This is a genomic window from Pseudomonas sp. R2-60-08W (assembly GCF_003852335.1).
Classification (GTDB): Bacteria; Pseudomonadota; Gammaproteobacteria; order Pseudomonadales; family Pseudomonadaceae; genus Aquipseudomonas.
Map to the genome: position 1 here is coordinate 5,613,607 of NZ_CP027731.1, position 12,526 is coordinate 5,626,132.

At 60.4% G+C, this 12,526-nt stretch carries 14 protein-coding genes; 5 read left to right on the forward strand and 9 right to left on the reverse strand.

The window, feature by feature from the left end; genetic code table 11:
* Positions 1-42: 42 nt before the first annotated feature.
* Entirely contained in the window at positions 43-507 is a 465-nt protein-coding gene (locus C4J90_RS25780; RefSeq protein ID WP_177412760.1) for a TIGR02444 family protein, read from the forward strand.
* Here the strand turns inward: C4J90_RS25780 and C4J90_RS25785 are convergent.
* On the reverse strand, positions 504-1,673 hold the full coding sequence (locus tag C4J90_RS25785) for an AlgP family protein (protein ID WP_124415890.1): 1,170 nt from the start codon (positions 1,671-1,673) through the stop codon (positions 504-506). The genes C4J90_RS25780 and C4J90_RS25785 overlap by 4 nt on opposite strands.
* 191 nt (positions 1,674-1,864) lie before the next feature.
* On the opposite strand from C4J90_RS25785, the gene C4J90_RS25790 reads away from it, so the two are divergent.
* A complete protein-coding gene (locus tag C4J90_RS25790; RefSeq protein WP_124421104.1) occupies positions 1,865-2,542 on the forward strand; it encodes an FKBP-type peptidyl-prolyl cis-trans isomerase in 678 nt (225 codons plus the stop codon).
* 51 nt (positions 2,543-2,593) lie between these two features.
* Here the strand turns inward: C4J90_RS25790 and rsd are convergent, their stop codons facing one another.
* The 7 genes from rsd to C4J90_RS25820 all read right to left on the reverse strand — a co-directional run bounded on the left by rsd (position 2,594) and on the right by C4J90_RS25820 (position 8,983).
* Positions 2,594-3,052 carry a sigma D regulator gene (gene rsd, locus C4J90_RS25795; protein WP_124364931.1) on the reverse strand — a complete coding sequence of 153 codons (459 nt, stop codon included), beginning with the start codon at positions 3,050-3,052 and terminating at the stop codon, positions 2,594-2,596.
* Positions 3,053-3,270: 218 nt separating this feature from the next.
* Positions 3,271-3,783 carry a disulfide bond formation protein B gene (locus tag C4J90_RS25800; RefSeq protein ID WP_124364932.1) on the reverse strand — a complete coding sequence of 171 codons (513 nt, stop codon included), beginning with the start codon at positions 3,781-3,783 and terminating at the stop codon, positions 3,271-3,273.
* A gap of 237 nt (positions 3,784-4,020) precedes the next feature.
* The gene (locus C4J90_RS25805) at positions 4,021-5,262 is read right to left on the reverse strand and encodes a heme biosynthesis protein HemY (protein WP_124421105.1); all 1,242 of its coding nucleotides are present in this window, start codon (positions 5,260-5,262) and stop codon (positions 4,021-4,023) included.
* Positions 5,263-5,267: 5 nt separating this feature from the next.
* Positions 5,268-6,383, reverse strand: a complete 1,116-nt coding sequence (locus C4J90_RS27265) for a uroporphyrinogen-III C-methyltransferase (RefSeq protein ID WP_256658898.1) — start codon at positions 6,381-6,383, stop codon at positions 5,268-5,270.
* An 18-nt stretch (positions 6,384-6,401) separates the two neighbouring features.
* Positions 6,402-7,160: a uroporphyrinogen-III synthase gene (locus C4J90_RS27270; RefSeq protein ID WP_256658899.1), complete on the reverse strand. Its 759-nt coding sequence runs from the start codon at positions 7,158-7,160 to the stop codon at positions 6,402-6,404.
* Positions 7,157-8,098, reverse strand: coding sequence for a hydroxymethylbilane synthase (gene hemC / locus C4J90_RS25815; RefSeq protein ID WP_124364934.1), 942 nt, complete (start codon positions 8,096-8,098; stop codon positions 7,157-7,159). The genes C4J90_RS27270 and hemC overlap by 4 nt, the downstream gene beginning before the upstream one ends.
* A 138-nt stretch (positions 8,099-8,236) precedes the next feature.
* A complete protein-coding gene (locus C4J90_RS25820) occupies positions 8,237-8,983 on the reverse strand; it encodes a LytTR family DNA-binding domain-containing protein (protein ID WP_124364935.1) in 747 nt (248 codons plus the stop codon).
* A gap of 503 nt (positions 8,984-9,486) precedes the next feature.
* Here C4J90_RS25820 and argH point away from each other — a divergent pair.
* The gene (argH, locus tag C4J90_RS25825; protein WP_124421106.1) at positions 9,487-10,881 is read left to right on the forward strand and encodes an argininosuccinate lyase; all 1,395 of its coding nucleotides are present in this window, start codon (positions 9,487-9,489) and stop codon (positions 10,879-10,881) included.
* A gap of 126 nt (positions 10,882-11,007) precedes the next feature.
* On the opposite strand, the gene C4J90_RS25830 is transcribed toward argH, so the two are convergent.
* Positions 11,008-11,667 (reverse strand): glutathione S-transferase family protein, encoded by a 660-nt coding sequence (locus tag C4J90_RS25830; RefSeq protein ID WP_124421107.1) that lies wholly within the window; start codon positions 11,665-11,667, stop codon positions 11,008-11,010.
* Positions 11,668-11,793: 126 nt separating this feature from the next.
* On the opposite strand from C4J90_RS25830, the gene C4J90_RS25835 reads away from it, so the two are divergent.
* Together C4J90_RS25835 and C4J90_RS25840 are read left to right on the forward strand one after the other, a co-directional pair.
* Entirely contained in the window at positions 11,794-12,078 is a 285-nt protein-coding gene (locus C4J90_RS25835) for a hypothetical protein (RefSeq protein WP_124364938.1), read from the forward strand.
* Positions 12,079-12,175: 97 nt separating this feature from the next.
* Positions 12,176-12,430, forward strand: coding sequence for a TIGR02647 family protein (locus tag C4J90_RS25840; RefSeq protein WP_003195403.1), 255 nt, complete (start codon positions 12,176-12,178; stop codon positions 12,428-12,430).
* Positions 12,431-12,526: the final 96 nt, after the last annotated feature.

Consider the following 12,526-nt stretch of genomic DNA (forward strand, 5'->3'; position numbering starts at 1 on the left):
CGGAGTCTACCAGCTTCGTTGGCCGCTGGCTTGGGTGTGAATATGTGCGCTGACCTGTGGAGCTTCGCCCTCTCGACTTACGCCCGGCCCGGCGTGGAGGCTGCTTGCCTGCGGTTGCAGGCGCAAGGCGCGGATGTGTGCCTGTTGCTGTGTGGTGCGTGGCTGGAGCAACGGGGGGTGGCGCGGTTGCCCGAACGCGTGGTGGCGCTGCAGCAGCTTGCGCGGCCATGGCGCACGCGTGTCGTCGAACCCTTGCGCGAAGTCCGCGTGCAATGGCGGGCGCTGGCACAGCAGGATGCGCAGTTGGCTGAATTACGGCGTCAGGTCAAAGCATTGGAACTGGAGGCCGAGCGAGCATTACTGACACGCCTGGAAGCGCTGGCGAAGACATGGCCGACCAACGAGGGGAAAGGCCAATACGAATGGCTTGAGGACCTGGCAAGCGAAGCCGCCGACCTTGACCACAACGCGCTGCAGCAGCTGCGCGTTGGGGTCACCCGCACTTAGGAAGCGCTGGTTGGGGTGGTGCTTGGCGCTACCGGTGCAGAGGTGCTGCTGGCCGATGCGGTCGGAGCGGAGGACGTTGCCGGGGTAGCGGCAGGTGCTGCAGGAGTTGCTGGCTTTGCAGGGGCTGGTTTTGCCGCAGCTGGCTTGGCAGCAGTGGTTTTAGCAGCTGGCTTCGCGACTGGTTTCGCAGCAACGGTTTTAGCGGCTGGCTTGGCGGCTGGTTTCGCAGCAGCGGTTTTGGCAACTGACTTGGCAGCTGGTTTCGCAGCAGCGGTTTTGGCAACTGGCTTGGCGGCTGGTTTCGCAGCAGCAGTTTTGGCAGCTGGCTTGGCGGCTGGTTTCGCTGCAGCAGTTTTAGCCGCTGGCTTGGCGGCTGGTTTCGCAGCAGCGGTTTTGGCAGCTGGCTTGGCGGCTGGTTTGGCTGCAGCAGTTTTAGCCGCTGGCTTGGCGGCTGGTTTCGCAGCAGCGGTTTTGGCAGCTGGCTTGGCGGCTGGTTTGGCTGCAGCAGTTTTAGCCGCTGGCTTGGCGGCTGGTTTCGCTGCAGCAGTTTTGGCAGCTGGCTTGGCGGCTGGTTTCGCTGCAGCGGTTTTGGCAGCTGGCTTGGCGGCTGGTTTCGCAGCAGCGGTTTTGGCAACTGGCTTGGTGGCTGGTTTCGCAGCAGCAGTTTTAGCAGCTGGCTTGGCGGCAATTTTAGCCGGCGCCTTCGCTGCAACAGCTTTGCTGGCTGGCTTTTTGGCCGCGCTGGCGGTGACGGCTTTTGCCGGCGTACGCGCGCCAAGGGCCTTGGAGACGGCTTCTTTCACACGACCAATGCCCTGGGCCAGTTTCAGGCTTTCCTGAGCGTCTTTTTTGAGCTGGGAAATGTAGGTGCGGGTTTCGGTTTGACGGTCCTTGAGGGCGTCCAGCAGGTCCTCAAGTTCGTTAACTGCGTCTTTGGCCTTGGCTTGTGCCTTGGCTTTACCGGCAGTGGCGGCGTCTTGCAATTTGGTGCGGGATTTGTGCAGCTTTTCTTGCGCTTTGCCGCGTTGTTTTTCCAGTTTGGCGAGCAGTTTTTCTGCATCGGCCAAGGCCTGGGAACAAGCGCTTTCCAGATGTTCGAGCAAGCTGCCCGACAATTGTTGGAGTAAGTGCAACGGGGTATTTACAGGCTTCTGTTTGGCCGACATGGTTTACCTCCTGGCTGACGTGGGTGCGGCTCATACTAGCCCTCTGCTCTTACCGCCGCTAGGCCATGTTGACAGTATCGTTTGCGTTGCGTTGCAACGTACGAAAATTCTTATCGATATAACAGAAAACCACCCCACTGCTCAGCCACTCGCGCTGGCATAATCCGTCGCACTTTCGGCGGAGAACACCCATGTCGCGTTACCTTTTCCTAGTGCTTGGCCTGGCGATTTTCAGCGCCGACGCGAGCGAGCAATCGCCGCCAAAAACCGCTGCGCAAGACCAGCACGACCTCGCCTACAGCCTGGGCGCCAGCCTCGGTGAGCGTCTGCGCCAGGAGGTGCCCGACTTGCAGATCCAAGCCTTGGTCGACGGCCTCAAACAAGCCTACCAAGGCAAACCATTGGCACTGGATGACACCCGCATCGAACAGATTCTTGCTCAGCATGAGGCACAGAACGCCACCGACGCCCAAGTGCCGCAGAGCGAAAAAGCACTCGCTGCCGAACAGCAATTTTTGTCGAAGGAAAAAGCTGCAAAGGGTGTGCGCGAATTGGCGGACGGCATCCTGCTCACCGAGTTGACGCAGGGTACCGGCAACAAGCCGTTGGCAACTGATGAAGTGCAGGTGAAATACGTGGGTCGACTGCCCGATGGAAGCGTGTTCGATCAGAGCGCACTACCCCAATGGTTTCGCCTGGACAGCGTGATCAGTGGCTGGAGCAGTGCATTGCAACAGATGCCGGTGGGCGCGAAATGGCGCCTGGTCATTCCCTCGGCCCAAGCCTATGGCGCGGACGGCGCAGGCGAATTGATTGCGCCCTACACACCCCTGGTCTTCGAAATCGAGTTACTCGGAATCCGCCACTGACGCATAAAAAAACGGTGCGTCAAGCGCACCGTTTTTATCTCATTGCCCCAATCAGACCTGAGTAGCAGGCTCTTCTTTGTGGGCGTTGTGCAGTACTTCGATCAGGCAATCTTCAAGCTCGAAACGCTCATGCAACAGACCACCCAGCTCTTTGAATTTTTCCGCGACACACTTGCCTTCATCGCACAGATCGTTAAAAGCCAGCAGCTTTTCGGTAATCACATCAATGCGCGGGTAAATGGTCTCAGCGAACTCAAGACCACGCTTGTCCTCGAAGGCTTCCGCCTCCTTGGTGAGTTGAGTGTAAATACTCAGGTGACCGGCAGAAACGTAATCGACCAATACAACGCAGAAATCCTGCAACGGCTCACGCTTCTCGGCCAGCGCTCCAGGCTCGGCGCCCAATTCATCAAAAGCCAGAACCAATTTGCGACGTGCATCCAACCATTTGTCGATCAGTGTGTGCACGCCACCCCAGCGTTCGCGAGCATTCTTACAACGTTCCAACATGATGATCTCTCTTCCCTATAGGGGACGCTGCTGCCCCGTGCCCGCGCAACACTTCAAGGTTAAAGCGGCAGCCGGACAAGGCCACGTCTGACAAGCGGTTTCGATAACGCGTGCGGGCCAGATTATGCCCGCATCACTATGGCTTCAAGGTACGCAGGAGAGAAAGTTCATACAAGCGTTTAATCCCGTCCTACGACATGAACCGTATTTTCCTCGCTTTACGCTAGATAACGCCGACTGAGCAACAAGCGAGAAAGCGGCGTGGCACCCAGAATCAGCATCGCCACGAAAAACAACAGACTCCACTCCGGCAGGCTGAGGTCAAATAGCGTCCAATTGATTTCGACGCAATCGACAGTACCCTTGAAGACTGACCGAGCAGCCTGCCAAAACGACAGGTTTTCAATCATGTAATCAAGGGTTGGCCAGCACTTCGGCATTTGGTCCGACGCAGTGTTCTGCAGCAGCACCTGGCGCCCGGCGGTGACGGCGCCAAACAACGCACACCCCATGCTCGCCAGCCCATACACATACACGCCGGAGCGGCCAGGGTTATGAAGGGCCGCGATCAGGTTGATCAGTACAAAGGCGGCGAGCAACAACCGTTGCACCTGGCACAAAAAGCATGGCTGCAACAGTGCGCCATATTCCAGATAGAAAGACACGCCCAACGTCAGCGCACCGGCCATGAACGCCAGGAAAAACAAGGAGCGTAAGGGGGCCAAAGACATTGTTTATCCGCACCGCAAGAGATAGGTCGCTACGGTAGAGGAAAGGCCCGACCCCTTTCAATACGCCTTGGAGCAGACAATTCCGCTAAAACGCGGGGAGATCCCGCTAGCACACTGAGGAAATCGCCCTTCAAGACGTAAGAATTGGTTACGAGCCCACTTAAGCCGAATGTTTACATAGGGTTAAGGGGTTGGCCTCTAGATCCGTCTGAGCCAACCCGTTGGTCCTTTCCTACTTCAAGCTTGGGCGGGGGCTGGCAACGGTGAGGCCAGCAGACGATTGTCGAGTAACCCCAAGCCTTCCTGGAACAGCTGGTTGCTGCGCTCGGTATCACCCAGTTGGGCCAGCAGGCGGGCCAATTCGGCACAGGCTTCGGGATTGCGCTGCACCTGCAGGCTGCTTTCCAGATAATCACGTGCCTTACCCCACAGGCTGTTCTGCAGGCACAGACGGCCCAGCGTCAGCAATAGGCTGGCATCGCCCGGATGATCCTTCAGCCAGCCTTCGGCAAACTTCAACTGACGGGCCGGGTCGCTGCCGCGCAGCAGGCCGTAGAGCCGAATAAGATGGCTGTCGTAACTGCGCTTGAGCGCACCGCGCAGTGCTTCCTCGGCCTTGGCGTCCGCGCCCAGTCGACGCAGTTGGTCAGCATACGCCAACACCAGTTGCGGCTCCTGGCGCTGGGCTGAAGTCAGTTGCTCCCAGGCGCGGTCAAGAGACCGCAAGCCGGCCTCGCCCGGCTCCTCACGGTGTGCGGCCAGGCTGAGGTTTTCTCCCCAGGCCCGGCGCTCCAGTTCGGCCAGCTCACCGGTCGGCAGCACCTTGTCCTTACGCAGTTCAGGCAACAGGCGAATCACCGCCGACCAATCACCGCGCTGCTGATGCAGCCGCTGCAGCTGACGCAGGACCTGGGCATTGTGAGGATGGCGCTCATGCATCGCCTGCAGGGTGACCAGGGCACCTTCAGTATCGCCACGGTCCATCTGCAATTGTGCATGGCTCAAGGCAACGGCCAGTTCCGCCTGGGGCTGGCGAGCCAGCGCGCGCTCCAGCAAACCATCCGACTCTGCATAACGTCCCAGCTCATTGGCCGCACGCGCCGCACCAAGGTAGTACAGCAGTGGTTGGCGCTCCGCTTCCGCGGCACGGTGCAGGTGGCGTTCGGCACTGGCCCAGCGGCCTTCGGCCAGGTCCATCTGGCCTTGCTCGATTGCAATCTGCACACGGCGGCTGCGATTGCGCCGCGACCAGGGGTTGACCACGCCACCCGAGGCAGTGACCAGGCTCAGCAGGACGCGAATCAGATAGATCGCCAGGCCTATGGCAAACACCGCCACCAATGTGGCCCACAGGCTCGATTCGTAATGCAGCAGATGGGGGTAGGTAATCAGCACGTAGCCGGTGTGTTTCGAAATACCCACGGCCAACGCCAGGGCGATCGCAATTGCCAGCACCAGGATCACATAGAAACGCTTCATCGGTTCTACTCCTGGGCCGCAGGCTTGGCAGCCGAAGCCTTGGCTTCGTCGGCAGACAGATGACGACGCTCAAGGTACGCCTGCACAGCCGCGAGGCTCGCGGCCAGGTCAGGCGTCACCACCGACACGGCCTTGGGCTCGAGCTCGGCGATACGCGCTAGCATCGCCTTGCTCTGCGGGTTGTCCTGGTTGAAGTTATCCTGCAGTACGCTGCGCGCTTCACCCAGCGAGCGGCTATACACTGCCGATTCGCCGTTGAGCGCAGCCCACTGTGCCTGCTCCAGCGCCAGGCTCAGGGCCAGGCGCACCTGATTCAACCCTTGGCCCGCCAGCAGCGGACGAATGTTGTCATCGGGATTGAAGTCGATACGGAAATAACGGGATACCTGCTCCCACCATTGGCTCAATTGATTGCCCGTATCGCTGGTCGGGCGACCCTGGGAAGCGGGCTCAGTGAGTTGATACTCCGGGGCGATCGCCGCCAGTTGCACCACTTGGTCGCGCAACGCGGCCAACTGCAGGTACAACCCGGTGCGGTCCGGCTGTTCGGTGCTGCGCAGCGCCGCCAAGCTCTTGGCCAGTTGCTCGCGCGCCGCGAACGCGCCGGGGTCGCTCTGCTCACGCAGAATCTCGTCGGCACCCTGAACCAGCGACTGAGCGCTGTTGATGTCCTGCAAGGCCGACAGACGCAAGCTGGCCAGACGAATCAGATGCTCGGCCTCGGCCAGGCGCCAATCCTTGCGGCTGGCACCCAGTACGGTTTCCAGGCGCTGGTTCAGGCGTTGCTGGTCACCCTGCAACTGGGCGACCAGGCGTCGGCGCTCTTCCAGCTCATCGGCGCCGGGCAACTGCGCCAGGCGGGCGGCCAACTGTTGCTGGCTCTGCTTGAGGCTCTGGGATTGGTCATCCAGGGTCTGTACCTGACCCAGTTGCTGCTGGCTGCTGGCTTGCAGGGCACGCACCTGCCAGATTCCCCAACCGCCGGCGGCAACGCCCGCAGCGCCAAGCAGCAAAGCGACGACTGCCAGGCCATTGCCACGGCGTGGCGCGGCGACCGGCGTTCCGACCGGCGCATCAAGCGCGGGCTGAGCTTCATCTTTAGGCAAGGCTGTTTCGCTCACGTATCCGTCCTTTGCGTATCAGAGAGTGGGAACGGGATGACTCCCTAACGCCACTAACAAAGCCGCAGCACTCGCGCCGCGACAATCCACAACTTTTTCTGCGCCAGCGGCCCGCGCCATCTCGTAGACGCGCGGGCTGGGCACGAACAACGGCAGCTGCGCCACCTCAGGCCAATCGGAGCCGGCTAGGGCCTGCAAGTGTAAAAAACCTTGCCCACTGCTGACCACCACGCCGTTCAAGCGTTCCAACTGGATGCGCTGCGTCAGTGCGCCTGGGTCGTAGGCCGCAAGCAAACGGCGATACAATTCCAGATAGTCGACACTAACACCTCGCTCGCGCAAACGCTCCGCGAGCAGCTCCCGACCGCCCTCGCCGCGCAGGATCAACACCCTGGCGCCAGGGAGTGCGATAGCCTCGCGCAACGCCGGCAATTGAAGCAAGGCCTCGCTGTCGTCACCCGTTGGCGGATAGTGCACGTCCAGACCCTGCTCGGCCAGTATCTGTGCAGTTGCGGCACCGACACTGAACCACGGCAATCGCGGCCAGGGCGCGCTCAATTGTTGCAGGGCAAGACGCGCCGCCGGCTTGCTCACCACGATCACCGCGCAGTAGCGCTGCAGCGCCCCGAAGACTGCCCGTTGTTCAGGCGTGACCGGCAAGGCTTCGATCTCCAGCAAGGGCAGCTGGCTGCTGAAAACACCCGCATCGGCCAATGTCGCCGCCAAGGCTGCCGATTCTTCGGCAGGCCGCGTCAGCAGCAATCGCCACTGGGTCACTGCGGGCCGGCCTCGCCGTAGACTTTTTGCAGAATGGCGCCGGCGCCCTTGCTCAGCAGTTCCTCGGCGACCTGGATGCCCAGCGCCGTGGCCTCACGTTGCGGGCCGCGCACTTGCGCGGTCAGCAGCGTGCCGCCGTCCGGGTCCCCGACCAGGCCACGCAGCCACAGGTTCTCACCTTCGAGCACGGCATAGCAGGCGATCGGTACCTGGCAGCCACCGTTGAGGTGCTTGTTCAGGGCACGCTCGGCTGTGACGCGAACCTCGGTGTCCGCATGATCCAGCGGTTTGAGCAGTGCATGAATTTCGCTGTCGGCGGTACGACATTCAACGCCGACTGCACCCTGCCCTCCAGCAGGCAAGCTGTCCTCCACGCTGATTGCATGGGTGATGCGGTCTTCGAAGCCCAGGCGGATCAGGCCGGCCGCTGCGAGGATGATCGCGTCGTACTCACCCGCATCCAACTTGGCCAGGCGCGTGTTGACATTGCCGCGCAGGAAGCGGATCTGCAGGTCGGGGCGACGGGTCAGCAACTGGGCCTGGCGACGCAGGCTGGAGGTGCCCACGATGCTGCCCAGGGGCAAGTCATCCAGGGAGGCATAGGTGTTGGAAACAAACGCGTCGCGGGGGTCTTCGCGCTCACAGATGCAAAAAAGGCCCAGGCCTTCAGGGAAGTCCATGGGCACGTCTTTCATCGAATGCACGGCGATGTCGGCTTCGTTCTCCAGCAGCGCGGTTTCCAGTTCCTTGACGAACAAGCCCTTGCCGCCAATTTTCGACAGTGGCGAGTCCAGCAATTTATCGCCGCGACTGACCATGGGTACCAGGGTCACCCTGAGGCCAGGGTGGGCCTGCTCAAGGCGTGCTTTGACGTATTCGGCCTGCCATAAGGCCAGGGCACTTTTACGGGTGGCGATGCGGATTTCGCGAGAAGACATGGATCAATCCGTACTGAATAGATACGGCAGATAATAACAGCTCAGGCAAATACGCTTTGATTTGAATCAGCAAGTGCGGGGCCTCCCTGGCCGCGTCGCACCGGGATAAGGACTGCGCAGCTCGCCAGGGCCTCGGGGTTAAAGCTGCTGCATCATCTTGCGCACGCCGGCGACATGGCGCCGACTGACGATCAAGGCATCGCCATTGAGCCCCTTGAGGAACAGCTGAAAGTGCCCCAGGGGCGTGCGTTGCAAGCGTTCGATACGCTCACGGGCTACCAGCGCATTGCGATGGATACGCACGAAGCGGTCGCCGAATTCATCTTCCAGGGCTTTGAGCGGCTCATCGAGCAACACTTCGCCGGCTTCGTGGCGCAAGGTTACGTATTTATGGTCGGCGATAAAATAAACCACCTGACCGAGGGGAATCAGCTCGATGCCCTTGCGGGTGCGTGCACTGATATGGCTGCGGGGGCCGTTACCACTCTGAGCGGCAGGCTGGGTCAGGGCTGCGAGCTGAACACGGCTGGGGCGCTCGGCTTTCTTCAAGGCCTTGAGCAATGCTTCGCCAGTCACCGGCTTGACGAGAAAACTGACACCGCTGTCTTCCAGCGTCTGTGCAGAAAACTCTTCCTCGGCCGCGCATAACACCACCGCAGGGGGCGACTCGCGTTCGCTCAGGCGGGCGGCAACTTGCAGACCATCGAGGCCCGGCATACGGATATCGAGCAACACCACATCCGGCTTGAGGCTATCGATCAACGTCAACGCCTCCTCGCCGCTGGTGGCGCTCGGCTCAAGAACTGTATAACCCTCGAGTTCACTGACCAGACGGCTCAGTCGCTCGCGGGCTTGGGGTTCGTCATCAACGATCAGGACATTCATATAGCGCTGGATTCCTGCGTGAGTCTCGCACAAGGATAGCGTAGACAGGTGCGGTGACTTGCGTCACAGCGATCCACGCTAAGACTAGCGCGAGCGGCAAAAAGTGCCCTGGGAGCGGCACCCAAATTTACCCGGACCTGTTCAATAGCGCCCAAGACCCGCTGCATTCGCGCAGCGTCGTAGGGTTTGCTGATACACAATCCGAATACCCCCCTTTTTTAATGGATAGTCTGGGCTCTGACCGCATGACCCGACTTTGGTGCATTCACACACGCTCAGTCCAACTGTAGACGCTCGCTGAGACGATATTGCTCAATCGTCAAATATCGTTTCAATAAGAACCTGCTCCCAGTCTCGTCCCGGACGCGGTCGGCGGCAAGGCACTTAGCCATCCTTTGCACAAATAAAATTGCCGTCCGCCCACAGCACCGCGTCTGCGGACAACCCTGTTATTATCGGCGGCACACCTCCACGCCTCTTTTAAGCAGATCACGAGCGAATCCATGAGCACCGACAAGACCAACCAGTCCTGGGGCGGCCGCTTCAGTGAACCCGTCGACGCCTTCGTCGCGCGCTTCACCGCCTCCGTCACCTTCGACCAGCGCCTGTACCGCCACGACATCATGGGCTCCATCGCCCATGCCACGATGCTGGCCAAGGTCGGCGTACTGACCGACGCCGAGCGCGACAGCATCATCGATGGCCTGACCACCATCCGTAGCGAGATCGAAGCCGGTACGTTCGACTGGCGCGTCGACCTGGAAGACGTGCACATGAACATCGAGGCTCGCCTCACCGATCGCATCGGTGTGACCGGCAAGAAGCTGCACACCGGTCGCAGTCGTAACGACCAGGTGGCCACCGATATCCGCCTGTGGCTGCGCGATGAAATCGACTTGATCCTGGCTGAAATCACCCGCTTGCAGAAAGGTTTGCTGGAACAGGCCGAGCGTGAATCGGACACCATCATGCCCGGCTTCACTCACCTGCAGACCGCTCAGCCCGTGACCTTCGGCCACCACCTGCTGGCCTGGTTCGAAATGCTCAGCCGCGATTACGAGCGCCTGGTGGATTGCCGCAAGCGCACCAACCGCATGCCGTTGGGCAGCGCCGCGCTGGCGGGCACCACCTACCCGATCGACCGTGAGTACACCGCGCAGCTGCTGGGTTTCGACGCCGTCGGCGGCAACTCCCTGGACGGCGTGTCGGACCGAGATTTCGCCATCGAATTCTGCGCCGCCGCGAGCATCGCGATGATGCACCTGTCGCGCTTCTCCGAAGAGTTGGTGCTGTGGACCAGCGCGCAATTCCAGTTCATCGACCTGCCGGACCGTTTCTGCACCGGCAGTTCGATCATGCCGCAAAAGAAAAACCCCGACGTGCCCGAGCTGGTGCGTGGCAAGAGCGGCCGCGTATTCGGCGCACTGATGGGCCTGCTGACCCTGATGAAAGGCCAGCCGCTGGCCTACAACAAGGACAACCAGGAAGACAAGGAGCCGCTGTTCGACGCCGCCGACACCCTGCGCGACTCACTGCGTGCGTTTGCCGACATGATCCCGGCGATCAAGCCCAAGCACGCGATCATGCGCGAAGCAGCCTTGCGCGGTTTCTCCACCGCGACCGACCTGGCCGACTACCTGGTGCGGCGTGGCCTGCCGTTCCGTGACTGCCATGAAATCGTGGGCCATGCCGTGAAATACGGCGTGGACACTGGCAAAGACCTGGCTGAAATGAGCCTGGAAGAATTGCGCCAGTTCAGCGACCAGATCGAGCAGGACGTGTTCGCCGTGCTGACCCTGGAAGGTTCGGTGAATGCCCGTGACCACGTGGGCGGCACCGCGCCAGCGCAGGTGAAGGCAGCAGTGGCACGCGGCCAGGCTCTGCTCGCCAGCCGCTAAACCGAATTATCACAGACAACTCGGTCAAAAATGTGGGAGGGGGCTTGCCCCCGATGGCAGAGTGTCAGGCAGCACATGTGCTGGCTGACCCACCGCTATCGGGGGCAAGCCCCCTCCCACACTTGATTACTTTTTGGCCGCAATCATTGCCATAAACCCAGGCATCGCCGCCTGCCGGTCCGCCTCGACCTTTTGCGCATTGGGCATCGCATTCAAACGCTCCAGCAGCGCCTTCGCCTTCGGCATTTCAGCCAGCAAATCCAGCCCAAACAGTTTCTCGCCCACGACACAGGCGAGGTTCATGCTGTACATGAAATACAGATCGGCAATGGTGAAGAGCTCCCCTGCTACATAAGGCGCGAACTTGCCGTGCCGACCTAAACTTCCTACCCCAAGCAACAATTCAGCTCGGGCTTTCTCCTTGATCGCCTCCGGCACCTGCATACCAAAGAATGCCTCGGCGAAGCACGCCCGTGCTGGCAATTCAATGTACAACTCGATCTCCCTGCACAACGCCAGCACCTGGGCGCGCTGGAACGGCTCGGCCGGCAGCAGCGCAGGCCCTTCCTGAGTCTGCTCGATGTATTCGAGGATCACGCTGGTTTCATTGATGAAGCCTTGCTTGACGCCGAGCACCGGCACTTTGCCTCGTGGGCTCACCGCCAGGGCTTCAGGCGTTTGTCCTGCATAAAAAGGCACCTCTTCGAAAGGTAGGCCTTTCTCCATCAGCGCCAGCTTGACCATGTTGTAGTAGTTGCTGACCGAAAAACCGTAGAGCTTGAGCATTGCGAACGCCTCCAGGCCGGGTGTGGGGTTGGCTGCAAGCGTTATAGACGCTGAGGCGCGGCCTGACCAGCAGCATCACCCGCCTGAATGGAGTTAGACTGGCGCCCTTTCCTTGAGGAGCCTGCCATGAGCGAGCCGACCGATATCGACAACGACGAAGAAGAATTCACCGAAAACACGCTGATCGAAGCGATTGAAAACCAGATCGAAAGCGACAACCCGCCAGCGGCCAAGGCCACGTTCAACAAACTGACGCTGGTCGGTTATGAGCGCGAAGAAATTCTGAATCTCATGGCCCATGTGCTGGCCTTCGAGATCGATGCAATGCTGGACGAAGACCGCGCTTTTGATACCCAGTGGTATGAAACAGCGCTGCGAGCATTGCCTGAGTTGCCGCCGGAAAAACAATAACCCTCGGGCGCGCAGCAACACGCTGGACAGTTCGGCAAAGTGCGTTCACCTTATGGCCTGCTAGCCTCTAATAAATTTTAGAAAGTCTGGAGTCCTTATGTCGTATACCCCTGAGTTGGTTGCCGAACTGGAAATCCTTGTACTCTTCCCCCTGGACAGCACCAAGGAAGGTCTGAAAGTCCATCAGACCGCCGCCCCCACTGCCATCGCCGCTGCCAAGCGTCTCCATGCGAAAGGGCTTATCGACCAACCGGATGGAGGCTATCTGACCAGCCTTGGCCGGGACGCCGCCGAGCAAGCGCAGACCTTGCTGACTATCTTGACCACCGCCTCCACCAAAGAAGCCGCCTGACACCTGATCCCGCCCATGGAGTCCGCCCCTCTGCGGATTCCACGGGTGTTGCTGTGCAAGGTGCAAAATTCTGGCGCCAACCGCCATTTCCCTCTA

What these genes read in the sequence shown, in the direction of transcription:
- C4J90_RS25820 (WP_124364935.1), bottom strand. Translation starts at nt 8,983, where the DNA reads ATGAATGTCCTGATCGTTGATGACGAACCCCAAGCCCGCGAGCGACTG.
- C4J90_RS25835 (WP_124364938.1), top strand. Translation starts at nt 11,794, where the DNA reads ATGAGCGAGCCGACCGATATCGACAACGACGAAGAAGAATTCACCGAA.
- C4J90_RS25780 (WP_177412760.1), top strand. Translation starts at nt 43, where the DNA reads ATGTGCGCTGACCTGTGGAGCTTCGCCCTCTCGACTTACGCCCGGCCC.
- argH (WP_124421106.1), top strand. Translation starts at nt 9,487, where the DNA reads ATGAGCACCGACAAGACCAACCAGTCCTGGGGCGGCCGCTTCAGTGAA.
- C4J90_RS25790 (WP_124421104.1), top strand. Translation starts at nt 1,865, where the DNA reads ATGTCGCGTTACCTTTTCCTAGTGCTTGGCCTGGCGATTTTCAGCGCC.
- C4J90_RS25830 (WP_124421107.1), bottom strand. Translation starts at nt 11,667, where the DNA reads ATGCTCAAGCTCTACGGTTTTTCGGTCAGCAACTACTACAACATGGTC.
- rsd (WP_124364931.1), bottom strand. Translation starts at nt 3,052, where the DNA reads ATGTTGGAACGTTGTAAGAATGCTCGCGAACGCTGGGGTGGCGTGCAC.
- C4J90_RS25785 (WP_124415890.1), bottom strand. Translation starts at nt 1,673, where the DNA reads ATGTCGGCCAAACAGAAGCCTGTAAATACCCCGTTGCACTTACTCCAA.
- hemC (WP_124364934.1), bottom strand. Translation starts at nt 8,098, where the DNA reads ATGTCTTCTCGCGAAATCCGCATCGCCACCCGTAAAAGTGCCCTGGCC.
- C4J90_RS25840 (WP_003195403.1), top strand. Translation starts at nt 12,176, where the DNA reads ATGTCGTATACCCCTGAGTTGGTTGCCGAACTGGAAATCCTTGTACTC.
- C4J90_RS25805 (WP_124421105.1), bottom strand. Translation starts at nt 5,262, where the DNA reads ATGAAGCGTTTCTATGTGATCCTGGTGCTGGCAATTGCGATCGCCCTG.
- C4J90_RS25800 (WP_124364932.1), bottom strand. Translation starts at nt 3,783, where the DNA reads ATGTCTTTGGCCCCCTTACGCTCCTTGTTTTTCCTGGCGTTCATGGCC.